Source organism: Dyadobacter pollutisoli (assembly GCF_026625565.1).
GTDB lineage: Bacteria > Bacteroidota > Bacteroidia > Cytophagales > Spirosomataceae > Dyadobacter > Dyadobacter pollutisoli.
In genome coordinates, this window is the sequence record NZ_CP112998.1 from 2,127,320 (window position 1) to 2,152,966 (window position 25,647).

General features: G+C 47.9%; 18 protein-coding genes. 9 read left to right on the top strand and 9 right to left on the bottom strand.

Translation table 11 applies throughout. The features are described 5' to 3' along the window. The first annotated feature begins 195 nt into the window (after positions 1–195). The 3 genes from ON006_RS08750 to ON006_RS08760 all read left to right on the top strand — a co-directional run bounded on the left by ON006_RS08750 (position 196) and on the right by ON006_RS08760 (position 5,508). Positions 196–1,095 carry an ABC transporter ATP-binding protein gene (locus tag ON006_RS08750; RefSeq protein WP_244818856.1) on the top strand — a complete coding sequence of 300 codons (900 nt, stop codon included), beginning with the start codon at positions 196–198 and terminating at the stop codon, positions 1,093–1,095. Beyond that, positions 1,089–4,616, top strand: coding sequence for an ABC transporter permease/M1 family aminopeptidase (locus tag ON006_RS08755; protein WP_244818855.1), 3,528 nt, complete (start codon positions 1,089–1,091; stop codon positions 4,614–4,616). Before ON006_RS08750 ends, ON006_RS08755 begins: the two co-directional genes overlap by 7 nt. 79 nt (positions 4,617–4,695) lie before the next feature. Further along, on the top strand, positions 4,696–5,508 hold the full coding sequence (locus ON006_RS08760) for a sugar phosphate isomerase/epimerase family protein (RefSeq protein WP_244818854.1): 813 nt from the start codon (positions 4,696–4,698) through the stop codon (positions 5,506–5,508). 3 nt (positions 5,509–5,511) lie between these two features. Here the strand turns inward: ON006_RS08760 and ON006_RS08765 are convergent, their stop codons facing one another. Both ON006_RS08765 and ON006_RS08770 read right to left on the bottom strand, forming a co-directional pair. Further along, positions 5,512–7,062 (bottom strand): ArnT family glycosyltransferase, encoded by a 1,551-nt coding sequence (locus ON006_RS08765; protein ID WP_244818853.1) that lies wholly within the window; start codon positions 7,060–7,062, stop codon positions 5,512–5,514. After that, positions 7,053–8,240: a CehA/McbA family metallohydrolase domain-containing protein gene (locus tag ON006_RS08770; RefSeq protein WP_244818852.1), complete on the bottom strand. Its 1,188-nt coding sequence runs from the start codon at positions 8,238–8,240 to the stop codon at positions 7,053–7,055. Before ON006_RS08770 ends, ON006_RS08765 begins: the two co-directional genes overlap by 10 nt. Positions 8,241–8,405: 165 nt before the next feature. Between ON006_RS08770 and ON006_RS08775 the strand changes: the two genes are divergently transcribed. The 3 genes from ON006_RS08775 (at position 8,406) to ON006_RS08785 (ending at position 12,025) form a co-directional block, all read left to right on the top strand. After that, positions 8,406–9,875 carry a pyridoxal phosphate-dependent decarboxylase family protein gene (locus tag ON006_RS08775; protein WP_244818851.1) on the top strand — a complete coding sequence of 490 codons (1,470 nt, stop codon included), beginning with the start codon at positions 8,406–8,408 and terminating at the stop codon, positions 9,873–9,875. A gap of 29 nt (positions 9,876–9,904) precedes the next feature. Further along, positions 9,905–10,750, top strand: a complete 846-nt coding sequence (locus tag ON006_RS08780; protein ID WP_244818850.1) for a class I SAM-dependent methyltransferase — start codon at positions 9,905–9,907, stop codon at positions 10,748–10,750. Between the two features lie 156 nt (positions 10,751–10,906). Continuing rightward, positions 10,907–12,025, top strand: a complete 1,119-nt coding sequence (locus ON006_RS08785; RefSeq protein ID WP_244818849.1) for a metallophosphoesterase family protein — start codon at positions 10,907–10,909, stop codon at positions 12,023–12,025. Here the strand turns inward: ON006_RS08785 and ON006_RS08790 are convergent. The 4 genes from ON006_RS08790 to ON006_RS08805 all read right to left on the bottom strand — a co-directional run bounded on the left by ON006_RS08790 (position 12,022) and on the right by ON006_RS08805 (position 19,089). After that, complete coding sequence (locus tag ON006_RS08790; RefSeq protein WP_374760186.1) at positions 12,022–13,104, bottom strand: phytase; 1,083 nt, start codon at positions 13,102–13,104, stop codon at positions 12,022–12,024. The genes ON006_RS08785 and ON006_RS08790 overlap by 4 nt on opposite strands. 31 nt (positions 13,105–13,135) lie before the next feature. After that, on the bottom strand, positions 13,136–14,395 hold the full coding sequence (locus ON006_RS08795) for a right-handed parallel beta-helix repeat-containing protein (protein ID WP_244818848.1): 1,260 nt from the start codon (positions 14,393–14,395) through the stop codon (positions 13,136–13,138). A gap of 42 nt (positions 14,396–14,437) precedes the next feature. Next, positions 14,438–17,200 (bottom strand): TonB-dependent receptor, encoded by a 2,763-nt coding sequence (locus tag ON006_RS08800; RefSeq protein WP_244818847.1) that lies wholly within the window; start codon positions 17,198–17,200, stop codon positions 14,438–14,440. Positions 17,201–17,448: 248 nt separating this feature from the next. Further along, positions 17,449–19,089 (bottom strand): tetratricopeptide repeat protein, encoded by a 1,641-nt coding sequence (locus ON006_RS08805; protein WP_244818846.1) that lies wholly within the window; start codon positions 19,087–19,089, stop codon positions 17,449–17,451. Positions 19,090–19,408: 319 nt separating this feature from the next. Here ON006_RS08805 and ON006_RS08810 point away from each other — a divergent pair, with 319 nt between their 5' ends. Then, positions 19,409–20,341: a sugar phosphate isomerase/epimerase family protein gene (locus ON006_RS08810; protein ID WP_244818845.1), complete on the top strand. Its 933-nt coding sequence runs from the start codon at positions 19,409–19,411 to the stop codon at positions 20,339–20,341. A 124-nt stretch (positions 20,342–20,465) separates the two neighbouring features. Here ON006_RS08810 and ON006_RS08815 read toward each other — a convergent pair whose 3' ends face one another. Genes ON006_RS08815 through ON006_RS08825 form a run of 3 tightly spaced genes read right to left on the bottom strand, consistent with a single transcriptional unit; the run spans position 20,466 to position 23,544 of the window. After that, positions 20,466–21,875: a glycoside hydrolase family 140 protein gene (locus ON006_RS08815; RefSeq protein ID WP_244818844.1), complete on the bottom strand. Its 1,410-nt coding sequence runs from the start codon at positions 21,873–21,875 to the stop codon at positions 20,466–20,468. Positions 21,876–21,882: 7 nt separating this feature from the next. After that, positions 21,883–22,716: a phosphogluconate dehydrogenase C-terminal domain-containing protein gene (locus ON006_RS08820; RefSeq protein ID WP_244818843.1), complete on the bottom strand. Its 834-nt coding sequence runs from the start codon at positions 22,714–22,716 to the stop codon at positions 21,883–21,885. A gap of 21 nt (positions 22,717–22,737) precedes the next feature. Beyond that, positions 22,738–23,544 carry a sugar phosphate isomerase/epimerase family protein gene (locus ON006_RS08825; RefSeq protein WP_244818842.1) on the bottom strand — a complete coding sequence of 269 codons (807 nt, stop codon included), beginning with the start codon at positions 23,542–23,544 and terminating at the stop codon, positions 22,738–22,740. A 144-nt stretch (positions 23,545–23,688) separates the two neighbouring features. On the opposite strand from ON006_RS08825, the gene ON006_RS08830 reads away from it, so the two are divergent. Together ON006_RS08830 and ON006_RS08835 are read left to right on the top strand one after the other, a co-directional pair. Next, positions 23,689–24,630 carry an ABC transporter permease gene (locus tag ON006_RS08830; RefSeq protein ID WP_244818841.1) on the top strand — a complete coding sequence of 314 codons (942 nt, stop codon included), beginning with the start codon at positions 23,689–23,691 and terminating at the stop codon, positions 24,628–24,630. Next, positions 24,627–25,640 carry a GntR family transcriptional regulator gene (locus tag ON006_RS08835; protein WP_244818840.1) on the top strand — a complete coding sequence of 338 codons (1,014 nt, stop codon included), beginning with the start codon at positions 24,627–24,629 and terminating at the stop codon, positions 25,638–25,640. Before ON006_RS08830 ends, ON006_RS08835 begins: the two co-directional genes overlap by 4 nt. The last annotated feature ends 7 nt before the right edge of the window (positions 25,641–25,647 follow it).

A 25,647-nucleotide genomic window follows, 5' to 3' on the forward strand; every position in this document is an offset into this window, starting at 1 on the left:
AATATAAATAAACAGCGGTAAAAGCATTCTCCCAAATATCAATGACCAACGTCGGGTTTTTCGTGATGTAGGTTAAAAAGCACCTGTGCAAGCGAATTTTGGCTGTTTGTCACGGACGATGCGACCTTGCTCATTTAATGTTGCCGGGCTGATTTTCAGCCGCCTTATTTGCATCATATTCAATCAAAAAGGCTTATGTACCGGCTGAAAATAGACAATCTCACTAAAACTTACAGAGGCGGCGTGAAGGCGCTGAGCCAAGTAACGCTGCAAATTCCCAATGGTATTTTCGGGCTGTTGGGTCCGAATGGAGCTGGTAAGTCCTCGCTGATGCGGACGCTCGCGACTTTGCAACATGCCGATGAAGGGCAGGTCCTGTTTGACGGAAAAGACATTCATCAGAATCAGTCTTGGCTTCGGGGGCAGCTGGGATATTTGCCGCAGGATTTCGGAGTTTATCCCAAAGTTTCGGCGGAGGATTTGCTCGATCATTTTGCGGTGCTGAAAGGGCTGGCTGATAAAAAGCAGCGCAGCGAACAGGTACAGGCACTCTTGCAGCAAACGAATTTGTACGAGTACAGAAAGCAGGCCGTCAGTACTTATTCCGGTGGCATGCGGCAGCGGTTTGGTGTGGCGCAGGCCTTGCTGGGTAATCCGCAGCTCATTATTGTCGATGAGCCCACCGCCGGCCTGGATCCGTTGGAACGGAACCGGTTCCATGATCTGCTCAGTGAAATTGGCGAGCAGGTAGTCGTGATACTTTCGACGCACATTGTGGAGGATGTCCACGACCTCTGCCCGGAAATGGCCGTTATGGCACATGGAAGCATCATTTTGCAGGGAAAGCCAGCTATGCTCACGGATTCCTTGCAAGGGCAGATCTGGCAAAAAACGGTTTCGAAAGACGAATTGCCACAGCTTCGCTCCGCATTCAACGTGATTTCAGCGCGCCTGATCGCGGGGCGCATACAGACGCACGTGCTCTCACATGCGTGCCCGGGGGATGGTTTTGAAGTCTCCCAGCCCGGGTTGGAAGACGTTTATTTCTCTGCATTATTGGGTGCGAAATCCGGAAAGGAGCGGTCGGCATGTTAGGCAATATTTTGAAATTTGAACTGAGGTACCATACCAAACAGGTCACGGCCATTGTGTCGGCGCTGCTGTTCTTTTTGTTGGGAATGGTGATCGTACAGGGAAGTTTTGGCGGAAGTGAGGTGCACAAGAACGCTCCGTATGTGATCAACGTCGCGGTGTGTTTTTTGTCCCTGTTTTCGATTTTCGTTTGCACTTTGCTGTGTGGTAATGTGGTGCTCAGGGATATTACTTACAAAACCGACGAATTGCTTTTTACGACTAGCATTCAGCGTGTTACGTATTTTGTTTCCCGATTTACAGGCTTGTTTGCGACCGTTTTTGCGATCCTTTGCCTGGCTGTTTTGGGCACTTCTACTGGCGCAATGTTTGCGAGTGCCGACCGGCTTGGCGCTTTTGATCCAATGCATTTTCTGTGGCCGGTTTTAGTGTTTGGCCTGCCCAATGTACTGTTTTGTACAAGCGTATTGTTCAGCATTGCGCTGCTTTCCGGTAGTTTGCGGGCGGTGTACGTCGTCGGTGTGGCATTGTTTATATTGTATTTTGTTGCATCAATTTTGGGGGATTCTCCCATGATGGCCAGCTCAGTGATGGACCCTGACGGGCCCGATCTGTTGTCGCTCTTGCTCGATCCATTCGGGATGACCTCCTTTTTCTGGGAGACCAGATCGTGGTCAGTTTTGCAGCGAAACCATCAGCTTTTTCAGCCCGGTGCGGTTTTTCTTGCCAATCGGGGGGTATGGGTGGCGGTTTCTGTGGCGCTGCTGGTTTTAAGTTATATGTTCTTTCCGTTTCATCCGGTCCTGCCCAAGCCTGTTAAATCAAAAAGTAAAGCTCCCGACCATGTGGTTGTTTTGCCTTACCAAACCTTTCCGGTTCTGCCCAAAGGTTTTTTGTATTACAAAAATGTGTTTTTGTCGCAGCTGCGGCTGGACATGTCCGGCGTTTTTCAACATATCCTCTTTTTGCTGGTACTGGGGCTTTGGGTGTTTTTATTTGGTGTTGAATTAAAGGAGAATATCTTTTATGGGCCATATGGGGTTCGTTTTTATGCGCTGACAGGTATTATCGTGGAAGAACTGGTTTCGATTAAACCGGCCTTGCTGCTGCTGATCTTTTACGCTTCGGAACTGATCTACCGTGAAAAAGCGGCGAACATGCAGATGCTTGTATACAGCACTCCCGTGCCTGACGCGGTCTTGTGGAGCGCGAAATATACTACGCTCGCAGCATTGATCGGCATACTGATTACGGTTAATATCAGCATTGGGCTCGCGTTGCAACTGGTTTCAAATCAGCCTGTTGTCGACTGGATCGCCTATATTTCACTTTATTATTACAGCGGACTGCCATTGTTGCTGTTTGCGGTGTTGATTGTTTTCATTCAAACCGTCACGCCCAATAAATATCTCGGAATCCTGCTCAGTTTGGTGGCAATCGGTATCACGATTTTCGGTCGGAAGCTGGGTATCAGCCATTATTTGTTGCGATATGCGACAGTACCCAATCTCGAATACTCCGATATGAATGGATTTGGGCACTATGCAAAGGCATTTAACTGGTACATGCTTTATTGGTCGCTCCTGGCGGTGCTATTAGGGTTTTTGAGTGCTGGAATCTGGAAAAATATCGGCTATGATGCATGGTGGAAAAGGGTCAGGGCGATGGGTGAAAACTGGAATGTGACCGCGAAGTTGGTGTTGATAACGAGCACACTGCTCTGGGCTGGGACGGGGATTTACATTTGGCAAAATACCAACAATGTCAGTGTAATGCGCGACCGGAAGGACCTGGGCTTGCAGGCAGAATACGAGCGGAAATATCAGCGACACGCACATTTGCCGCAGCCCATTATCACGGCGGTGAAAACAACAGTTGATCTCTATCCCGATGAGGCAAAATACATTGTGAAAGGCAGTTACCGGCTTCAAAATAAGTCAAATGTGCCCATTGATAAGTTTTGGATAGGCGCTGATCCCGAGGTGAATACGCTCAAAATTTCAATAAATGATGCGCAGCAACAATCGGTTGATGAGGAATTTAAACAATATTGGTATCAACTGAAAAAGCCAATGTTACCCGGTGCGGAAATGACATTGGACTTTTCGATGGAAGTCGTAAGATCCGGTTTTGTCCCTTTTAATAGCGAAAATTCAGTCGTCAGCAACGGTACTTACATTGAATTGGAAAAATACGTCCCATACTTTGGCTATCGGGCTGGTTATGAAATCAGTGATCCCGTTTTGAGAAAAGAAAAAGGTTTAAAAACGTCGGTAGAAAGCGCGATACCCGACCCGGACTGTCATTTGATTGATTTTGAAACCATTATATCAACCGAAGCTGATCAGCATGTGGTGACGGTGGGGGCTTTGCAAAAGGAATGGATAACCGGAGATCGTAAATATTTCAGTTACAAGTCGGAGCAGCCCATTCATTTCATGTTTGCATTGAGTTCGGCACGGTATGCCGTTAAAAATGAGGCACATAACGGCACTAAGTTCAGGATTTACTATCAGCCGGGGCATGCCAGCAATGTGCCCGCGATGATGCTGGCAATGCAGGACGCTATTGATTATGGTAAGGCACAGTTCAGCGATTATCAATTCAGACACATTGCATTGGCCGAAATTCCGCAATACCCAGGCTCGGCGACGGCATATCCGGGAGTCATTTTTAGCAAGGAACGGTTCAATTTTGCCACCGATTTTCGCGACGCCACGAAATTTGATTTCACTTATGCGACCACGGCCCATGAAGTGGCGCATCAATGGTGGGCGAACCAGCTCAGCCCGCTGGACACGGGCGGAAGCCTTTTTTTAGAATCGCTGGCCAAGTATACGGAGGCTATGGTGGCGGAAAAACGATTTGGCAAAATGAACCTGAAAAGCTATCTGGAAGCGGATAACGCACTTTATTTCAATATCCGCAGCGCGGTTGGCGAAAAGGAATTGCCTCTGAACCGGGGTAGTGAGCAAACTTTCGTTTACTATCAAAAAGGAGGGCTTGTGCTGTATGCAATTCAGGAAGCCTTGGGCGAGAAGCATGTCAGCGAAGCTTTGCAGCGGCTGCTTCAAAAACATGGTTACCCAAACAAAAAAGCGGCTCCTGACGACCTGATGGCAGAATTGAAGCGAAGTACAACATCAGCTCAGGCCCGGCTCATTGATGACTATTTGAAAAAAGTGATCACTTACGACAACAAAGTGAAATTGGTGAAATCGCAAACATCGTCAAATGGTAATCTTCGTCTGACTTTGAAAATTGATGTTAAAAAAACAGACGAAACCGACGCGCTGCCAAAACATTTAAAACCTGATGATGATATTGCTGTTGCCGTTTTTGATCAAAGCGAAGCGCAATGGAACCGGGCAACTAAACCGGTTCATTTTCAGAAACATCATTTTACCAAAAATGAAACCATATTGACCATTGAAGTCAACAAAAATGCCAAAATGATTATACTGGATCCATTTGTAAATCAGCTGGATGAGGAGCGTTCCGACAATGTGGTGCAGCTCCAATAGCGTTGAAAACAGTAATTTGTTTTGTGAAACAGCTTTGAGTTACTGTAAATGATCACAGGAAATAATTTTGGAAGAACCAATGAATATCAGATTTTATGCGCCGGAATGGGGCAATGTACTTCCTTTTGACACTTTTTGCCAGAATGTAAAAGCGGCGGGATACCACGGCGTGGAAATGGCCCTGCCTTTTGAACAGAAAGAAAAAGACCAGATACTGGAAGCGTTGGCCAAACATGGGCTGGAACTGATCGGGCAATACTGGCAGTCGTTTGAGAAGGATATTGACGAGCATGCTGCCAATTATGAAAAATATTTGCGAAACCTGATCGCGGCCAAACCGGTTTTTATCAATTGCCAGACTGGTAAGGATTATTTCAGTTTTGAGAAAAATAAACGGCTTTTTGACCTTGCAGCGGCACTTTCCATCGAATCCGGGATCAGGATCATTCACGAAACGCATCGCGGCAAAAGCCTTTATGCAGCCAATGTTACCTACGATTACCTCACGCGACTTCCTGATCTGCGGATCACGCTGGACATTTCGCATTGGTGTAATGTCCACGAATCATTGCTGGCCGACCTGCCCGACGAAGTGGCGCTGGCGATTACTCACACTGATCATGTGCACAGCAGGGTAGGGCACCCCGAAGGTCCGCAGGTGAATGATCCCCGCGCGCCGGAATGGGACGAAACGCTGGAAACGCATTTAAAATGGTGGGACGTGGTAGTGGCTGAGCATCAGAAAAAAGGCACCGAATTGACGGTCACGACAGAGTTCGGCCCCGCGACCTACATGCCCGTGATGCCGTACACGCGGATGCCGCTGGCCGATCAGTGGGAGATCAATGTGCACATGATGAACTTGCTGAAAAAACGGTATGCCACTGTCTGAGCGTCATTCACCGGTTTTCGGAAAAGTGCCTCCCAGCATTTTCGTGGCATGTTTTAAACGATATACATACCAGTATCTGGCGATTTGGCCGTTTCGTTTTTGCGTGATAGTCGCTGCTTTCTCGTAAGATTCAAAGGCATCTTGATACTCGACAGCCGGGTCGGTGAAGTTGTTGGATGGGGAAATATAGTAGGCATTGTTACCGGGCATAATGGGCGCGGAAAGCGTGTTGAGCCATTGGAATTTATGCAGATTCAGAAGCGAACCCACGCCTACCACGGGCATATGCAACGGGTACGCGACGTAATAATACATGTGCGAGCCCGGGAACCAGTGATGTACCAGCATAGGCGAGCTGGCCGACATCCGTTGCTGTGCAATGTCGTCTTCGCGGATTTTCTTAAACGCGGGAAGCAGCTCATCCCAGCCATAAATATCGAGTGTCGCATCGCCTTTTCCGGTATCGGGAAAGTTTTTTTTGCCTAATGTGCCGGGGTAGAAATTGACCAACGACAGACCTGCCACGAATACGAAAAGCATTAGTCCAATGGATGCATTCAATGTTATTTTGTAAAACCGCGAAATGCCCTGACTCATTTGCTCGTCCATATAGGCAGCAGAAATGAGCATGATGCCGAGGAAACCGGGGCCGCTCCAATGCGGCAACGTATCGCGGAAAAGCGAAACCGCAGTGGTACATACTATGATCGGGAAGCTGCACCAGAGTAGCAGCAGCAAAAATGGCTTACCGACAAACCGGTAACCTTTAAACACCGCAGCGAATACCGGAACGTAAATCGCAATCTGCACCGGATTACAGTAAAGTATTTGGCCGATGGTGGTGGTTAAAAATGATTTAAAATTGATCCCTTGCTGGTTTACCGTGACCCGTTCGCTGTGAAACTGCCAGGTAATGAAATCGTTATCGATATTCCACAGAAGAATGGGGGAAATGATGACGGCTGTCAAAAACAGGGAGAGGTACAAATACGGGTTCCTGAACCAGCCGGGACGGTGAAAAAATAAGAATCCCAGCAAACCAAACCAAAGGAAAACACCGTGAACTTTACTCATAATCGCCAGGCCAATCCAGAGCCCGGTCAGTACCAGCAGCTGATTTCGATGCTGAGGCGAATGCGTTTCAATGCTTTTCAACATCGTGTAAACTGCGGCCAGCCAAAATACCAGCTGTACTGAGTCGGGGAGGATAAAAACACCGGAAATAATGCTGGCGTAAACGGAGGTATTGTAAAGTATCGCTGCCATAATGCCCGTTTTTCGGCTTCGGATCAGCTGGCCACATTGTGCGATAAGCCAGGTATTGATCGCTGCGCCAACAATGCCGGGTAGCCGCATGGCTAGTTCATGCACCCATTGCAGGTTGAATGTAAACAACCGGATGAATAATCCGACCAGTGGGGGATGGTCAAAATGATTGAGATCGGGCTGGACGGCGTAGCTGAAATAATACACCTCGTCGTTTCCAAGATCGATATAGTAGGCTATGATACAGCGGATTACCGTTGCAATGATGATCAGTCGCGTTATCTCCATGAAAGCTTTCTTCTGCCAAAACGCTGACCTCTGCTACCGGGCAGAAATCGCCAGGCGATCAGTAACCATAAAAATAGAATGACGACACCTAATGTACGGTAAAAGGTGGTTTCGTTGACATTTTCATAAATCACAGGAGCGCGATATCCTGATTCCGGCGTGAAAAAAACAGGATTCAGGTAAATGCCTGTACCATTCTGATACTGAAAAGTGGCGCGGGCGTAATGATCTTTCCGGCGCAATTTGTATTGTACACGGGATGTGTTTTTGAAAGTGGCCAGTATCTTTCCATTTTGGCCGGTAATGGTCACTTCGGCGGCGGGGTGGCTCATTTCGATCCGGATGGAGTCTTCTTTTACCACCAGCTGCCGAAGTTTTGGAAGGGAATCAGGAGCCTGATCTTTACCGATAACCACACCATAACTTCTTCCTGCTTTTAATGCTTTCAGAACCTCGGACCCCGAGTTTTTGCGCACATTCACGAAGGTACACATCTCGCCCAGGCGCTTTTTGGCAATGACATCGTGAATGTCGTCGTCACCCACGATGAAAACTTTTTTACCAGCAGAAAGCGCTGCATCCCACTCCGGTGTTGAGATCACCGACGGGTTCAAAACTTCCATACAATCGTAACCGCCGATCAAAGCCAGATCCTGGGTGGTGTAGCCGTTTTTTAATGCAGGATGGTTGAGGATAATGACCGAACCGTCTTCCGCGAGGTTGCCAAGCACATGCTGCTTGTTGTGGACAGTTTGGTAAAACAGGTAGTCCAGCCACTGCACATTGTGTCCTCCCAGTACCAGCTGATGTGTTTTCCGAATGTTGTAGCCGTGCTCGTAAGCCGGAATGTAGCCCGGCTCGGATGCGTGCGTAGTGTCGATGTGATGGTAATTGGAGACGCAATGAAAACCATAGTTGAGCGACTTGTAAGCGTCATGGACATCTTGCGCAGTTCCGTGCCCATTGGTAACACCCTCCCAGGCCTTGGAATGCGCATGAAAATTGCACTTGGCCCAATCACTGGCATTCACGGAATCATATGGATTGTAAATGGCCGGGCCTTCAAAAGGGATCGGATCGTTGAACTGAAAACGGGCGCAGAGGAGGAATTGGGAGACCATTAACCAGAGAACCCAGGTGAATAGCGCGAGCAGGATGATGCCAAATGTTTTGATCATGCTGCAAAGATGTGATTCTCATGTTACCAGATTGTTAGCTAAATAAAAAATCAATAATCTGTTTTGATAATTACCTGAAAATGTATCCGGAATACAAGTTTGACACGCTGGCTTTGAGTATTTTTGTCATAGAAAATTTCAATAAATTCTCAGATAGAGTAAATAATGAAAAGAAGCGCACCCATTCATATAGATGCCGAGCAGTTTCGTAAAAACGGCCATATGCTGATCGATCGGATCGCCGCATTCCTGGAATCGTTACCCGAACAACCTGTGACCAAAGGCGAGCAACCGAGGGAAATCAGGGCACTGCTGGGGAATGAGCCGCTCCCGGTTGATGCCACACCGCTTGAAAACATCTATATGAATGTTTCCGAACTGTTGTTTCAGCATTCTTTGCATAATGGTCACCCGCGGTTTTGGGGATACATTACTTCCTCGGCGGCCCCGGCGGGTATCCTTGCGGACCTGCTTGCGGCTTCTGTGAATGCCAACGTGGGCGCTTACCCGCTCTCGCCGGTTGCGACCGAAATAGAAAAGCAGACTGTGAGATGGATTGCGGAATTTATTGGTTTTCCGAATGACTGTGGCGGGCTGTTTGTGAGTGGGGGAAATATGGCCAACATTACCGGGTTACTTGCGGCGCGAAAGGCAAAAGCGCCCTGGGACATTCGTAAGACGGGTTTGAACTCCCGTAAAATGCTTATTTACTGCTCCGTAGGCACACACACCTGGATTCACAAAGCGGCCGATCTGCTCGGTTTCGGGACCGATAGTATTCGGTGGATCGGAATGAATGGAGACCAGCAAATGCAGACACAACTGCTGGAAAATCAGATCATTGAGGATCTAAATCAAGGGCATTTACCTTTTGTAGTGGTAGGCACGGCTGGCTCGGTTAGTACCGGGTCGGTGGACCGGCTTAGCGAAATTGCTGCGGTTTGTAAAAAGCATGAGCTATGGTTTCATATCGACGGCGCCTATGGTGCACCAGCCGTGATAGTGCCGGAAGTAACTGCATTGTTTGACGGCCTGGAACTGGCGGATTCAGTTGCGCTGGATCCTCACAAATGGCTTTACAGCCCATTAGAGGCCGGTTGCATTCTGGTACGAAATCCGAAGGCGCTTGCCGAAGCATTCAGTTTCCGGCCTGAATATTACAATTTTGATGGCAGCGATGAGGACCCGGCGACCAATTTTCACGAGGAGGGAATGCAGAATTCACGTGGTTTCCGTGCGCTGAAAGTGTGGGTTACGCTCAGGCAGGTAGGCAAGAATGGATACATCGGGATGCTCCGCGAAGATATACAGCTTGCAAAAAAACTCTATGATCTGACCCACGCGCATCCCGACATGGAAGCAGTTTCCAATCACCTCAGTATTACGACATTCCGTTATGTACCCCGCGATTTTGACAAAAATGACCTGGGCAGACTAAATAAGCTGAATGAAGAACTGGTAAACCGTATCCAGACCGGCGGTGAGGCGTTTGTGTCCAATGCGGTCATTGATGGGAAGTATTGCCTGAGAGTATGTATTGTCAACTATCGTACGAGCGAAGAGGACATTGAAGCACTCGTCGAAATTGTGGAAAGGTTTGGTAATGAGGTTTTTAATCAATTAAAAGTTAAATAAATGTCCACAATTAAATCAATTCAAAACAAATGGAACAAGCACTCGAACAGATCAGAGATCAGCAAAAACAATCGTGGAACAAATTCTCGCCCGGCTGGAAGAAATGGGACGACCTTTTTATGGATTTTCTGAACCCCAATGGGCAGGAGATCATTGATTCGCTTCATCTCAGGGACACGGATGTGGTGCTGGACATTGCGGCAGGTACCGGCGAGCCCGGCCTGACCATTGCTTCCAAAGTGAAAAAAGGTAAAGTTGTCATTACCGATCTCGCAGAAGAAATGCTGGTGGTCGCCAGGGAGAACAAAGAGCGCAAAGGCATCGATAATGTCGAATTTGTGGCGTGTGACGTTTGCGAACTACCGTTTACTGATAATTCGTTCGACGCGGTCAGCTGTCGTTTTGGTTTTATGTTTTTCCCCGATATGCTGCTGGCTGCCAAGGAAATAGCCAGGGTATTGAAGCCCGGCGGAAGGGTTGCCACAGCGGTATGGAATGTGCCGGACAAGAATTTCTGGGTTACGGCGATCATGGGAGCGATCAGCCGTAATATGGAATTGCCAGCTCCGCAGCCGGGAGCGCCGGGCATGTTCAGGTGCGCCAAGGAAGGCCTGATAGCAGAAATATTTGAACAAGCCGGGCTCAAAAATATCTCGGTGAAGGAAGTTGCCGGTACGTTGGATTGCAAAACTGTCGATACTTACTGGAATGCAATGACAGAAGTAGCGGCACCGGTTGTGGCTGCGCTGGACAAGGCGGACGAGGCGGGCTATGCGAAGATAAAATCAGAAGTCTTCGATTTGGTCAACCAGAAATTTCCTGATGGAAATGTACAGATTGATTCCAGCGCACTGGTTATCTATGGGGAGAAATAGGTACGTACGGCCACCAATGCCCCGACCTTTGATTTAACGTAAATTGGAGATGGTAACGTTAAGTTTATAATTTCTAAACACAACTTGCTTAATTTTGGAAAAATGAGGCAAAACCTGCCTGATATGACAGAAAGTTAATTACCAAAAGTGCCCATAATGTTCCGTTACGAAACTGCTCCAAAATTCAAAAAACCGGTATTCAAGAAACACCAGCCCGACGATTCAAATAAATTTCAGCCACTTCCCAAGCCGACAGGAAAGTACCCTTATCACTTAGATCTGGAAAGCATCAAACCGCTGCCGGATCAGCAGCGAATGGCTTTTCATATGATGGGCGACACGGGCAGCATCAGGCACGTGGATTTTCTGAAACTCGTTGTGACAGAGCTTGTTGAGCAGTATGCCGAAAAAGACGATTTGCAGTTTCTCTACCATTTGGGCGACATTGTTTACAACCACGGCGAAGCGCACGAGTACGAAAGACAGTTTTTTAAACCTTTTGAAAAATACCCGGCGCCCATTTTCGCCATTCCCGGCAATCACGACAGCGACGTAAATCCCGACAGCCGAAGACCTTACAAGAGCCTGGATGCATTTACGCGTGTTTTTTGCGATACGGAACGCAGGACAGTATCATTCAGCGGAGGTGCGGAGCGGCTGAGCATGGTGCAGCCGAATATCTTCTGGACATTGGTTACACCGCTTGCCAACATCATTGGCTTGTATAGTAATGTCACCAAATTCGGGGTAGTGACGGATGAGGAGCGCAGCTGGCTGATTGAAGAATTGCGCAGGGCGCAGCTGGAAAGGCCCGACAAAGCGATCATTGTTTGCCAGCACCACGCACCTTATTCGGCGGATATCAATCACGGGGCCAGCATCCCGATGATCACGTTTTTAGAAGGAGTTTTTGAAGAGACAGGCATTCGTCCCGACGCAGTTTTTAGCGGGCATGTTCATAATTATCAGCGTTTTACCAAGCATTATGAAGATGGAAAAACGCTGTCATACATCGTGGCAGGAAGTGGCGGCTATGATGAGCTACACCCCGTTGCGACGACGGACGACAGACGTTTTGACCCTAATAATGCATTGTTTGAAAATGTTGACCTCGAATATTTCTGCGACGATAAACACGGGTTTTTAAAGATCATTCTCGAAAAAAAGGATGGTAAGCTGAGCCTGACCGGCGAGTTCTACACCATTCCGCACGAAAAGAAGCCTGAACCTGGTATGACGGCAGTTTTGGCCGACCGGTTTGTCATTGAAATTTAAGGCAGTTTTGGGTCTGCGATAATGTCCTCCCAGCGATACAAATGGAATGTTTTGTTATCGCTCATGGCTACAAACAGACCTTTTCTGAAATCGTCATTGAGCGGTACTGACACCATGTCGGAGCCGTCGCTATGCGTGGCCGATACTTTTACTTTTTTGATCAATGCATGTTCATGCGGGTTGCCCGCGCTACCCTCACGTGGGAAAAGCTGAAAACTGTTAGCACCCTGATCTGAAACCAGCAGGTAACCCGTTGAATCAGAGCTTTGGTAGATCGATATGCCCTCATGATCTTCAGTAAAACCGGTGGTTGCGAAGAGTGCGAGTTCCTTGTTGCCTTTTTCAGGATTAGCATAGTATTTCCGCACACCTTTACCTTCGTCGGAATAATATACATAGCCCAGCTGGTCGTCCACGGCAATGGCTTCGATCTCTTTCAAACCGCTGTACGCTCCGAATTTCCGCACCAGATCAGCCTTCACCTGTCCTTTTCCATTGTCAGAAAGCAGGTACTGCCATAAGTAAGTGCCATCGGTGGGGCCGGATTTGCGTCCCACAATCGCATAGATCTTTCCAGCCGGATTTTTATAAAGGGCAATACCCATCAGGTCACGCTCGCTGGCACCGGTTTGCCCTGTAAAAACTTCAATTCCGCCGCCATCGACCGGTTTCATGTCGGGCAGAGCGTAAATCCGCAGCTTGTGGGTAAAGCGCTCGGTCGTCACCGCAATGTCTGTGGGCCTGCCACCCAGCGATAGGCCATATTCAATGTCCACATTGTCGGGGCGTTGCAGGCCTCTTATGGTTTTGTCTTTCAGTGTCTTGCCTTTCAGGTCAAATACATACAGGCCACCATCCTGATCCTTGTCGGTTCCTATGATTAGGCTTGCGGCGGCATCGACGGGATTGATCCAAATGGCCGGATCGTCGGTATCATGTGCGACGGTGTCGGTAATGTAAAGTGGTTTAACCACCGATGCTGTGGTATCAGCATCGGTTTGGTTAGCATGGAGCTGCTTTTTGTCATTGCAGGAAAACAGGGCAATGCTTAGCAGCAATAATGGAATGGTTTGTCTCACGTCGAAAATCAAATCTTTATAATGGCGGACTTTATTTAGTGCCTAGTGCACCGGCGAAACTTTGTGGCGCGGGAGAGGTGTAAGTCACTCCATTGACCACAATTCCATTAGCATAAAGGCGTGTGAAGTCAGTTTTGCCTTTTCCAAGCGCGGGCGAGCCAGCCTGCAAATGAAAGTCCCACTTGGTATCGAATGCAGCATTGGTAGTAGCGGTCGATAGGGGATAGTTCACGAATTTTGGATCATTGTCACCGGCTTTGGTTGACAACAGGTCATTTGCACCTTTAATGATCTCAGCAGAAGGCTGGAACTGGTCAGTAGTCAACTGGTCGTGACCGTAGTAAACCGTGTTGCTGATCACCGAGCGATTGTCTTCGGCAGCTCCTTTGTCCCTTTTGATCCCAAAACGGTCATTGGCTAACAGGTTGTTGTACAGGTCGGCACGTACCGATTTTTCCAACCATATCGATCCGCCTTTGGTTGTAGGCCTTCTCCATCCGGCGTTGATAATGGTATTGTTATAGCCTACAATGTAAGCCTGTGGAGTACGGTCACCTGAGTTGGAAAGCTTCAATGCATTGGTATTAGGGCTGTAAATGACGTTGAAAGCCACATCAGCCTGCACACCCGACTTGATGTTGATCGCGTCGCCGCCAGATACACCCGTAGTGTAAAAATAATTGTTCGCAATAATGACCTTTCCGCCTTCAATGTAGAAACCATCTTCATTGAAATTACGGATAGTACTATTTACCACAACCAGTTTACCGTCGATATTAGGGAAATAAATAACTGGTACGTGTTCACCAGCCAACTGCTTGTAAAGTCCCGCTTTTACAGATGGAGACTCTTCGGTAGTTACCGCGCCGCCGTACTCTAAAATTGTATTTTTAAGCACAAATTCAGCGGATTTTGGTCCGGCGATCAGTCCCCCCCAAAGGTTACCAAACTGATTGGCAGTGGTTTTCCATGCATCAGGCACGGTGAATTTTACAGGCGCATCAGCAGTGCCCAGGCTGTAAAGATTTCCTTGTACCACCACTTCCGGCTTCACTACCGAATCGCTGAAAAGCACGGTAACACCTTCTTCAATAGTCAGTGATTTGCCTGCCGGGATCTGAATGTGGCCGGTGATTTTGTATGTTCCACCTTTGGTCCAGGTACCGGATACTTCACCGGAAACAGCTTCTTCAACCACCGGTTTTACTTCCGGCGTAGGCTCAGTTTTGTCATCACTGCAGCCAGCCAGTGCAAAAAGGGCCAGGGATGCGAATGCAAGTAGATTTTTCATTTTCAGATTGTTCATTTTGTAAAAAATTTTGATGGATTTGTTTTAAAGTTTGTATCGCACGCCAAGCAGGTACGAACGCTGGTAATAGTCACGCCTCATTAAAGTCCTGTTCTGGCGGGTTTGGTTGGGGATACCTTCGTTGACCGGGCTTGCACCCTTCATGTACACTTCCATGGGCGTGTTGAGCAGGTTCGCTGCTTTCACGAAAATGCCCAGGCCGTTTTGGAATGTCTTTTCAAGAGATGCATCCAGCTGCACGAATCCTTTTTGCCATTGATCATTGTTCAGGAACTGGGAAACAGTGTTGATCCGGTCGCCGGTATAGGATGCAGCCAATTGCCCGTCGAGGCCCTGTTTGGCATTTTTGTAGAGTAATGAAAGGTTGGCGACGTGGGCTGATTGTCCGTACAGCGGCCGCGACTGGTTGACGCTAATCGTCTCAAGGTCGCCGCTGGCATTGCGAATGCGTTTCGATTTGGGTGTGATGATCCTCGAATGGGTGTAAGTATAGTTGGCTTTCACACCGATCGTTTTGAAGTATTTGATATAATCAACCTCTAAACCATAGTTGGTGGCATTCCCAAAATTCCCCGGTGAATAGTAAATGTCCTGACCACGGATCGCGTCCTTTTGCAGTGTGTATTCGATCGGGTTTTTAATGTGTTTGTAAAAAACGCCTACCATTAACTGCTCCGCCGGTTTAGGGAAAAGCTCGTAGCGAAAATCGATGTTATCGGCCAGTGCTCTTTTGAGATCCGGATTGCCGCGCTCCTGATATTCCTCCTGAACAATACGATAAGGCACTATTTCAAAGAATCCCGGCCGGTTGAGCGACCTGAAATACGATGCCCGGAGATTGGTATTCTCATGTGTTTTGTATTTAAACTGAATGCTTGGGAGAATGTCGGTATAAGTCTGGTTGCCCACTGGCCGGTCTTCTCCGATCGGGAAACGCATTGCATACCCCTGGTCAGTAGCCTCAGCACGTACGCCGCCTAATATTTCCAATGTGGCCGACTCCGCCTTGAACTGGGCAAAACCCGACGTGATGCGCTCGGTAGCACTGTAATTGAGCGCCGAAGCAACCGACCCTCTCGGGTTCTGGATCGTCCAGCCGATCTGCGTGTAGTCGGTGAAATCGACGCCATATTCTGCCAGTGGTTTCGAAGGTCTCAGCTGGTAGTTGTTATAAAAATTAGTCCTTGATTTGTCCCTGTACAACCCGCCAGCACTCCATTCGACCTGCATTGGACCCATAGGCATTGCGTAAGAAAGATTGATATAGCCCGACAAATCACGGTCCGAATTGTGCTCCCAGCGGCGGGAGGCATCACCCACGGTAGTACGCTTTTCGACGAAATGCTCACGTATCCCAAGCAGTGGAACAGTCACATTATCAGGAACTTGATTGGTAGCCTTGGAATATACCGCTGACCACTGCAAAGCGAGCTTTTTGGTGAGCTGGTGCCTGCCCTGTAATGTACTATTGTAAATCTGCTGCTTCGTCAGCCTCGACCGCGTAGAGTAGCCCAATGTTGCATTGCCCAATACCGGATCATATCCGCCGATAGTCAGCTGCGTGGATTTAACGTCCCTGACCTGCACATTGGTAAGGCTCATGAATGCATTGTAAAACTGTATTTTATGTCGGTCATTAATCCGGTAATCCAGCTTGGAATGCAGCCCAAAACGTGTCTGTTGCTCCGAATACTTCCTTTCGCTCATCTTCGTCAGTGTTTCGCCGCTCAGGGTATCCACAGTTTCGGAATCAAAGAAAAGGCTGTTGCTGCCGCGGTATGTATTCTGATAGCTGCCTGAGAGCAATACCCCTAGTTTTTGATCCAGAAACCGGTTTCCAACCGCAAGGCTACCCAGCAAATTGGGCAGAGGAGATTTAGATTTGTAATCAATGGCGGCTTTGGAAAAATCCGATGGCGTTGCGCTGTATTGGTTACCTTTTTGTTCGTAGGGAGATTTAAACTGAATGTTTTTATGGTCAAATGACATGAAATCCCGTTGCAGAAACAGCTCATTGTATCCCGACGAAACATTGGCCGAGAATGTAAAACGGTCCGGTGCGTCCTTCATCACCATGTTCACCGCGCCACCGATCGCGTCGCCTTCCATGGCGGGAGTCAGTGTTTTGTATACTTCCAGCCGGTCCAGCAAATCCGACGGAAATATGTCCAGGGGCACGTAGCGGTATTTGTTATCAGGGCTCGGGATTTTAACACCGTTAACCAGCGTGTAATTGTAGCGTTTGTCCATTCCTCTTAAAATCGCATACTGGCCGTCGCCGTTGCTGTTTCTTTCAATGGTAACCCCCGAAATCCTTTGAATAACATTGGCAACAGTGAGGTCTGGCGAAATCTGGATGGTTTTGCCGGAAACGATATTCATAACCTGGCTCGCATTGCGTTCCAGCGACCTCGCCGTTTGATCCGAGGATGCATCTTTTTTACCAACAACCGCTACCTCATCCAATTGCAGCTCTGCCGCCGGGTCCAGTTTCAAGTCCAGCTCTACGGTCTCATTGTCGGTAATGGTAATATCTTTCCGTATGGTTGTGTAGGAAATATGGCGGATAATGAGCTGGTAGCTGCCTTTTTGAAGATTATGAATGGCAAATGTGCCGTCCAGGCCAGAAACATCATGAAAACTGGTGCCTTCTATCATGATCGCCACACCCAACGCAGGCTCGCCGCTTGCTGCTTCCAGCAATTTGCCTCTGACCGTCGCCGCGTAGAGTGGCACAGTTGCGAGGAAGCTAAAAATCAGAAACAAGTAAAATTTGTAAACCTTCATTCCAATGAAAAACTGTTTAGTACCTGACCATTTGAAGGTCTTTTCCAAATGACGGAACGAAGGTGAAGAAAGAATGATGTAGGATGCAAACCGCAGGCGTTACAAAAAGGAAACATGCCGCCAGGGAGCGTTACATGAAGGCAACAAGTTTAACAAATTGAGGTTAATCGTCTTTAAATCAACAATTTATGAATATATCAAAAGCCATTAAGTTTGTGTTAACTCAATGTTATCAAAATATGAAGCGGTTAAATCGATTGAATGTAGGTCGAAAGATTGTCGCCTTGAGGGAGGTTCAGTTTTTTCCTGAGTCGGTGGCGCATCACCCTGAGGCTGTCCTGTGACACGCCCAGCAATGTAGCCATATCCGTAGAAGTAAGGTTCATTTTGATCAATGCTACGAGCCGGAGATCGTTGGACGTAAGCGGTTCGGAAACGAGTTGGAGGCGATCAAAAAACGACTGGTGTACCTGCTCGAAGATGGTACGGAATTCCTCCCAATGCAGGTCATCGCTCAGGCCCTGGCTGATCTGCTCGGAAAGTTGCCGGATCTGTTTTTTCTGGTCCCTTTTATCATCTTTCGCCAGCCCGTCCAATGCCGACTGCAATTCTTCCAGCAGCTGGTTTTTGCGGATTACGTGCAATGTATAGCTGGTGAGCTCTTTGGTTTTGATTTCGAGTTGCTGTTTCAGGTTTTCTTCCAGCAGCCGTTTGTTCTCCAAATCCGCCTCCATAAGCTGGCTGCGGGCCTCGTACACCTGCTTGCTCTGTGCATGCAATTTTTGTTCGTTCCTGAATTTCAATTTCTGTCTGCTGATAATCAGCCCGGCGATAAAAATGACCAGCACGATCATTACCCCAATGGATGCGGAGATCAGCAGGTCAGTTTTTCTGGCCTGGACCAGTTTGTCAATTTCGCTATCTTTCTTTTCAATGTCGTAAAGCGTTTGAAGCAGCGCAAGTTGCTTGTTGCTTTCCTGGGAATAGATTTCGCTCATGTACTCACGGCTCATCGCGAGGTAGTAAAAAGCACTGTCATTTCGGTTCAGGAAGTTGTAAGCTTTGGCAACATCATTGTATGCACCCGAAAGCTGGTAAAATTCACCTTTTTTACGCGCCAGGTTCAATGCCTGGAAGCTGTAAGCCAGTCCTTCCCGGAATTTGCCCGTTTTGCGCAAAACGTCACCCAGATTGTTCAGTACTTCTATCTGGGCGCGTTCGTTGTGCTGCGCTTCGTTGAGTAAATATGCCTTGCTGAAATTAGAATAAGCGGAATCGTAGCGTTCCTGGTCCTCGTAAATGCTTCCCAGGTTTTCGTAAATCTTGGCCAGGCCCGGCTGGTGATTTTGCTGCTGGTAGCCTTCCAATGCTTTGTGCTGAAAATAAAACGCGCTGTCATAAAGCTGTTTCTTTTCATACAAATGTCCGATCCGCCCGTAGGTATCGGCCTTGCCCGCCTCGTTTTTCTGCTTTTGATAATAAAGCAATGCTTCATCGTACTGTTTTCGCGCGAGAGCGGTTTGTTTGCTTCTATAATAAAGCTCGCCAAGCACTTTTAGGTTTTCGGCCAGCAGGTTTGCAGCCTGCCGACTGCGATATATTTTGTCTGCTTTCAAAAGATAGTCCAGCGATTGTGGGTAATGTCCGGAGGCAAAGAGTATGCGGCCCATTTGCTGTAAATAGCCCGCTGCTTTCAGTTCATCATTTTCTTTGATCGCCTGGTTGTATTTGTCTTTCGTGGCCAGTAAAAGTGAGTCGGGACTGCGGAAACCGCTTTCGATGCGGTCGCGGTTATCCCTGGAAGCAGAAAAAGAAGGAGTATTTTGCGCATTGGAATGGCCATGTATGCAAGTCCAAAGCAGGAGGATAATGAAAACTTGTTGCTTCATTTTCGCAAAATTAGTCAACGCGTTGTCTTAATGACCGCCAGCTGGATTATCATTTTGTTAAGATTCGCAAACGCTTTTGCATGGCCAATGTTGCATGCCTGACGGCATTTGGAATACGAATATTGGATTTTTGCTACCGAGGTTCTATCGCTACGCGATTTATGCATTATCTAATGCCCGTAAATCGCGTGGCGATGAAACCTGGCTTGCAAATCGAATGTAACACCCGCCTTACGACTAGACCCAACTTGGGTATTTAGTCGGCGGAAAACGCTTTTATCCAGCAATGGTTACGCGCAACAAACTCTCTGACTATCACATGGCTAATTCTTCCTTCAAAAAACTAATAATCGCCTCCTTACTGCTATTAATGTTTTTGAAATGCCAAAATACCAACGCACAACAGGCGAGTGGAACAGGGAACATTTATGCACGGGAAAACCTGATAGCATGGTGTATCGTACCTTTCGATTCCAAAAACCGAGGACCAGTGGAGCGGGCAGAAATGCTGAATGAGCTTGGTTTTACCATGCTGGCTTACGATTGGCGCGAAAAGCATATCGCGGAATTCAACCAGGAAATGGAGGCTTTGAAATCACACCACATCAAGCTCCAGGCGTTCTGGCTACACTCAGGTCCTAACCCTGAAAATGATAAAACACTGCCGATCATCCTCGACGTTTTAAAGCGTCATGGCATTAAAACACAACTTTGGTGCATGATCTCGGGCATTAAGGATATGGATAAAATGACACACCAGGAGAAAATAGAAGCCGTGGCCAAACCAGTCAGCTACATTGCCGACAAAGCTGCTGAAATCGGTTGCTCAGTGGGCCTGTACAACCACGGGGGCTGGTATGGAGTGCCTGAAAATCAGCTGGAAGTGATCAATTATCTGAAAAAAACAAACATTGGTATTGTCTACAACTTTCACCACGCAGAAGAGGATATCGACCGTTTTCCTGAGTTTTTTCCAAAAATATTGCCTCACCTGATGGCCGTAAACCTGATGGGACTGAAGAGAGGAGAGCCGGTTGGAAGCCCGGTTAAAGTAGTACCGATCGGTGAAGGTGATGCGGAAGCGGAAATGATCCGGATCGTAAGAGAAAGTACTTATCGCGGCCCGATTGGCATTATCAACGAAGACACCGCGCCGGACGCTGAGGTAGGGTTGACTATGAATGTAGAAGGACTAAAAAAGATCCTGCAAGCCCAATCAGACAAAGCTGCCTTGAAGACCTACAGGAAGTGATTTTGTTTGTAAAAAGCTCAGTTTTAAAGTAGTGAAGGTTTGGCACTAAGGGAGCTTTGTGACAAAACAATATGTTCATTTACAATATGTTAAATAGCTGCTTACGTTGTAGCAAACTCAAACACTACTTCAAAGCCGAGGCAAAATCAAACCCATATTTCTTCTCCGTATCATCCAGTATCAGCACCCAGTCTTTCCCATAACCTGTCGAAGGTGCTTTAAACTGATGCTTTCCCTGGTTGGGAAATGTACCGATTTTGGTGACCTCGCCTTTGCGGGGATCGTACCAGTGGGCGACAAATTCCTTTCCTGAAATCTTGCCAGCATTCACAGTTACAGGCTGGCCCGTAGCCGTGTATACGAATGCGTAGTCCTTGCCTCGGGTCGCTTGTATACGTGTGGCCGGGCCATTGCTGTTCTCCTGAATTAATGACTGGTCGGGAACCCGATCCAGTAGCGGACGTGACTCCATAAGTTTTCTGACCAGGGTCATCTGCCTGGCGCCGGGCAGGTCAAGTGCCTCATTCCAGGTCATATGCGGACCGTTCACGGGCTCGCGGCCTCCACCATTCATTTGCCAGATGTCGTGACACCCGTAAGTATGTCCGAACGCTCCCGCAAACAGATCCAGGTAGGCGTATTTCCGCACGTCATAAGCATTGGAAGTGCCGAGGTCGGTCACATTGAAACAAACCGGGTGGTCTTCGTAAATCGGTTCAGCGTCCAGCACGGGCTTGGCGGGTTTGCGATCATATACAAATGCGATCTTATCGTAATTGATCTCGTCGCGGCAATGCCCGTTTTGCAACATGTTGAAATCCAGCCAGCTATCCTGATGGAACCAGTTCGACGAGCCTCCCATGTTCAGCGCGTTAGGCTGCGGGTGGAAGCTCAACAAGGCCTGATCGTTGCCTCCGGTGCCTTTCACGATGCCGGCAGCCATCAGTTGCCACACTTTCACGTCGTCCGAATCTGCCCGTGGAGTACGGTCGCCGCCCAGCACCCAGATCACATTGTTGCGGTTTTTGTACCGATTACCGATCCATTCACCGTACGCCGAGGCATTGTTGACATTAAAGATCTCAGGTCCTTTTCCCCAGGTACTTTTAAAAACCTTGTCGCCCCAGGTTGGCAGCAATGCAATGGCGATACCATTTTCTGCAGCCTTGTCGATCACAAAGTCCATGTGTTTGAAATACGCCTCATTGGGCTTCGAGGGGTCATTATTGACCAGCGGGGTATTACCTTCCGCGTTGGGAACATTCAATCCGTCGAGCTCGGCCAAAGCCACGGCCTGCACGACGGTGAAGCCTTGCTTTGCCCGGTGTTTCAAATATTGTTCTGCTTCCTGCTTCGTAAGACGGTGAAAGAGCTCCCAGGCGGTATCGCCCAGCCAGAAAAACGGCGTACCGTCGCTGTGGACGAGGTACCGCTGATTGTCCGAGACTTTGAGGCGGCCTTTTGAAAATGGCTGCTGGGCAGAGGCAATGACGCCGGCCAGCACCATGCCAATAAGTAGTATGTATCTTTTCATGAATGATTTATTTGCTTGTAATGTCCTTCACCTGCTGACGAATGTCGTCCATTTCAAAAATTTTCTTCCAATCATCCCTGAATAAAATCGGTTTGGCGCGTTTGCTGATTTTGTAGGCCGCGTCGGAGAACGTACCATTCACTTCTTTGAACAAAACCGCGATCTGTATCCGCAAATGTCCGAGTACAAAATCCCTTGCCGCAGCTTGCGGAACCCCCAGTTCCAGAATCCTGTCGTAGCCTTCTTTCACTACTTCCATGCAGGTTTGTGCCAGTGTTTCCACCATCGCAGGTTCCAGTATCGCCATTTGTTCCAATGTGATCCTATGCGTGTCTTTGATCGGCGCATACATATCCTGCGACACCTTTTCACCGAGTTGGTAATGTGCCTCGGTACCGTGCATTAATGCGACCACAATAGATTGTTTGGCCGTAATACCGCCGTAAAAATCACGAAAATCATGCTCTGTGGGCTCCCAGTTGAATATACTCGGGTGGCAAGGGTGGGCGATCACATAACCGAGATCGTCGCGATGGGCGATGACACCGTCGAGGGGGGCGGCGGGGTCCAGCGTGAGTACCAGCGCACCGGGTTTCATGAGCGGGATAATGTCCTGGGAAATGGCTCCGATAGCGACATCCGGCACCGCCAGGATCACCACATCGGCGTCTGGTACAGTGCTTCCCTGATCGCTTACCGTTACATTTCGCTGTATCAGATTTGCTATCCCCTGTGGACTTACTTCCAGATAATGAAGCAGATAGTCGGTGCATTTGAGGAAATTGTCGGTCAATCGACAACCCATTTTTCCTCCTGCACCAATCAATGCGATTTTTGTCATTTGATGCCTCCTGATTTATGTTTAGAAATAGTTTTTCAAATATTCCACGCTTTCCTGCGCCCACCAATCTTCCTTTTCAATGGTAGCTTCGGGATCACTTTCCGGTACCACCCATTGTTCCAGGATCGCAGTTTGACAGCGTCCGTACTGACTGACATTTTCTAGCAGCCAGGGAACATTCAGCATTCCTTTCCCAGCCGGCCGCCCATCGATCTGAAATCCCATCGAATGGGGAAGTCGCTGAATACCAAAGTCCTTGATATGGAGGTTGACCGTATAAGGCGCTAGCGCTTTAACAACCTGTTCCAATCCTTCACCGGCCCCCATTGAGTTCACCGAGTCCAAACAGATACCTACATTAGGACTACTTACGCTCTCTACAATCTGCACGAATTCACTGGTTTTCAGTCGGTCATGATTTTCAATGCCTAATGTAATGTGGTGTTTTTCCAAATCCCGCAATGCATTTTGAATAATATTGATGATGACGGGCAACCCAGGTTCATAGTCTTTTTGGTCTATCACAAGCCTTATCAGCCTGGCGTTCAGTTTTAATGCAATGCCTATGTATCGGTCAAGATGCTCGGCGGTAAGACCACGAGCGCCTACCTCGATCTGAATGTCATTTTTCTTAGCAGAATCAGCGAAATCCTTCAACTGGTCAGCCGTAAACTCGTGCAGCGGCAAGTTATCGCCGATCTGTACCAGGTTCAGTCCAAAGCTTTTGGCTTTTTCTAGCAGGTGATTTTCAGTAAATAATCGGGTCGTTGTCTGCCCATTTATGCTAAAAGCCCAGCCATAAGTATAAGTGCCAATCCCCAGCTGCATAGTCACGAAAATGGGTTGATCTGACGATTTTTTAACTTAAATCAGTAGAGTACAGTAGAGATGACGAAGGTAAAGCTTTTTTTAATTATTCAAATGTTAATTTGAAAAGTTTTAAGTTTAGGCTGCTCACTATCAGTTTATCAGATGAAGAAAATATTACAGGACCGTGTGAATTCCCTCGCCCTCACCATCGCATTGATCTGCGTTTTGGCGAGCATTGCGTTTCCGGCCAATTTTCCCACTTTTGAAAACCTGAGCCAGCTTTTACTGAACCTTTCCATTGATACCATTGTGGCGGTAGGGATGATGTTGCTACTCATTTCAGGGATGTTCGATCTTTCCGTTGGCTCCATTGTCGCTTTTTCGGGCGGACTGGCCGCGCATCTGATGTTTCACTACAATGTGCCGGTACCGGTTGCTTTGGTTGCAGGGCTGGGTAGTGCGCTGCTGATCGGCTGGGTCAATGGCTATCTCATTGCCTACATGGGCATTAACCCGATGATCCAGACGTTGGCGATGATGGGTATCGTGCGGGGCGGGGCGTTGCTGGTAGCGGGCGCGGGCATCCAGAACCTGCCTTACTGGTTCAATGCCATTGGTCAGTCGAAGTTGCTGGGCATTCAGATGCCGGTTTGGTATATGTTGCTCACAGTCGTTGTCTTTACGGTTTTGGTCAATAAAACGGTGTTTTTCAGGCGGTACTACTACATTGGCGGTAACGAAAAAGCAGCCGATCTTTCCGGGATCAGGGTAAAACGGATGAAAATGTATGCATTCGTGCTTTCGGCTTTGCTGGCAGGTATTGCGGGAATTTTGTTATCGTCACGTCTCGGCGCCGCTATGTCCACACTTGGACGCGGACTGGAATTGAGGGTGATTACGGCGGTTATTCTCGGGGGCGCGAGCCTTACCGGTGGGGTAGGGAAAATTCCCGGGGCATTGCTGGGCGCGCTTTTTACAGGGGTGATCGCGAATATTATGGTCATCGCCAGAATATCAGGGCTATGGCAGGAAATTATCATGGGCGTTATCCTGATACTGGCCGTTTTACTGGATTTATATGTACAAAAAAGGAGCCGCGCATGAAAGATCTGATAAAAATTGACGCACAATCCAAGGAGCCAAAGTATCAGCAGATCCTGAATGAGGTCATTTCATCCATTGAAAAAGGGACATTGAATCACGGACAGCAGTTGCCTTCGATCAGTGAACTTTCGGGCTGGCAGAATGTGGCAAAAGTGACGGTAGCGAAGGCTTACGAGGACCTGCGGAAACGTGGCGTAATTCAGGCAAAGCATGGAAAGGGCTTTTATGTTGCCAACACGGAAGTCCGTAGTTCACTCAACATTTTCGTGCTTTTTGATACGCTGAATGCTTATAAAGAGACATTGTATTTTGCATTGAAAGAGGGACTGCCCGAAGGAGCACAATTGAGGCTATTCTTTCACCATTATGACCGCTATTTGTTTGAAAGCCTGATCAGTAACAACCTGAACGATTATAATTATTTTATGATCATGCCCCACTTCAATGAGGATGTTTCGGAGGTGATCAACCGCATTCCGAAAGACAAGCTGGTCATCATCGACAAGGCTGTAGAAAACCTGGTGGGGGAGTATGCGGCTGTATATCAGGATTTTGAAAACGATATTCACGCTGCATTGGCATCTGGTCTTGATCTTTTGAAAAAATACAAAAAACTAACATTGGTACTCTCAAAAGGCCAGTTCCAATTTGTTCCTGACGGTATTATCGAGGGCTTCACACGGTTCAGTAAAGACTTTGGCATGACCTGCGAAATCACCGACAAACTTGCACCCGAGCTGATCCGGAAAGGAGAGGCGTACCTGATGTTTTCGGACCGTAACCTGATCGATTTTGTAAAGAATGTCCATCAGGCAAAGTTGCAATTGGGCAAGGACATTGGCCTGATCTCCTACGACGACACGCCGATGAAAGAGATCCTGGAAGGCGGTATCACGGTTATATCAACGGATTTTAAACAAATGGGCAGGACGATCAGCAAAATGGTTAACGAAAAACTGTCGGCTCAAATCGCCAATCCATCACAATTGATCAGACGAAAATCGCTTTAAAGAAAGG

Excerpts from the sequence above, each read along its gene's own strand:
- ON006_RS08750 (WP_244818856.1), top strand. The coding sequence starts at position 196 with ATGTACCGGCTGAAAATAGACAATCTCACTAAAACTTACAGAGGCGGC.
- ON006_RS08755 (WP_244818855.1), top strand. The coding sequence starts at position 1,089 with ATGTTAGGCAATATTTTGAAATTTGAACTGAGGTACCATACCAAACAG.
- ON006_RS08760 (WP_244818854.1), top strand. The coding sequence starts at position 4,696 with ATGAATATCAGATTTTATGCGCCGGAATGGGGCAATGTACTTCCTTTT.
- ON006_RS08765 (WP_244818853.1), bottom strand. The coding sequence starts at position 7,062 with ATGGAGATAACGCGACTGATCATCATTGCAACGGTAATCCGCTGTATC.
- ON006_RS08770 (WP_244818852.1), bottom strand. The coding sequence starts at position 8,240 with ATGATCAAAACATTTGGCATCATCCTGCTCGCGCTATTCACCTGGGTT.
- ON006_RS08775 (WP_244818851.1), top strand. The coding sequence starts at position 8,406 with ATGAAAAGAAGCGCACCCATTCATATAGATGCCGAGCAGTTTCGTAAA.
- ON006_RS08780 (WP_244818850.1), top strand. The coding sequence starts at position 9,905 with ATGGAACAAGCACTCGAACAGATCAGAGATCAGCAAAAACAATCGTGG.
- ON006_RS08785 (WP_244818849.1), top strand. The coding sequence starts at position 10,907 with ATGTTCCGTTACGAAACTGCTCCAAAATTCAAAAAACCGGTATTCAAG.
- ON006_RS08795 (WP_244818848.1), bottom strand. The coding sequence starts at position 14,395 with ATGAAAAATCTACTTGCATTCGCATCCCTGGCCCTTTTTGCACTGGCT.
- ON006_RS08800 (WP_244818847.1), bottom strand. The coding sequence starts at position 17,200 with ATGAAGGTTTACAAATTTTACTTGTTTCTGATTTTTAGCTTCCTCGCA.
- ON006_RS08805 (WP_244818846.1), bottom strand. The coding sequence starts at position 19,089 with ATGAAGCAACAAGTTTTCATTATCCTCCTGCTTTGGACTTGCATACAT.
- ON006_RS08810 (WP_244818845.1), top strand. The coding sequence starts at position 19,409 with ATGGCTAATTCTTCCTTCAAAAAACTAATAATCGCCTCCTTACTGCTA.
- ON006_RS08815 (WP_244818844.1), bottom strand. The coding sequence starts at position 21,875 with ATGAAAAGATACATACTACTTATTGGCATGGTGCTGGCCGGCGTCATT.
- ON006_RS08820 (WP_244818843.1), bottom strand. The coding sequence starts at position 22,716 with ATGACAAAAATCGCATTGATTGGTGCAGGAGGAAAAATGGGTTGTCGA.
- ON006_RS08825 (WP_244818842.1), bottom strand. The coding sequence starts at position 23,544 with ATGCAGCTGGGGATTGGCACTTATACTTATGGCTGGGCTTTTAGCATA.
- ON006_RS08830 (WP_244818841.1), top strand. The coding sequence starts at position 23,689 with ATGAAGAAAATATTACAGGACCGTGTGAATTCCCTCGCCCTCACCATC.
- ON006_RS08835 (WP_244818840.1), top strand. The coding sequence starts at position 24,627 with ATGAAAGATCTGATAAAAATTGACGCACAATCCAAGGAGCCAAAGTAT.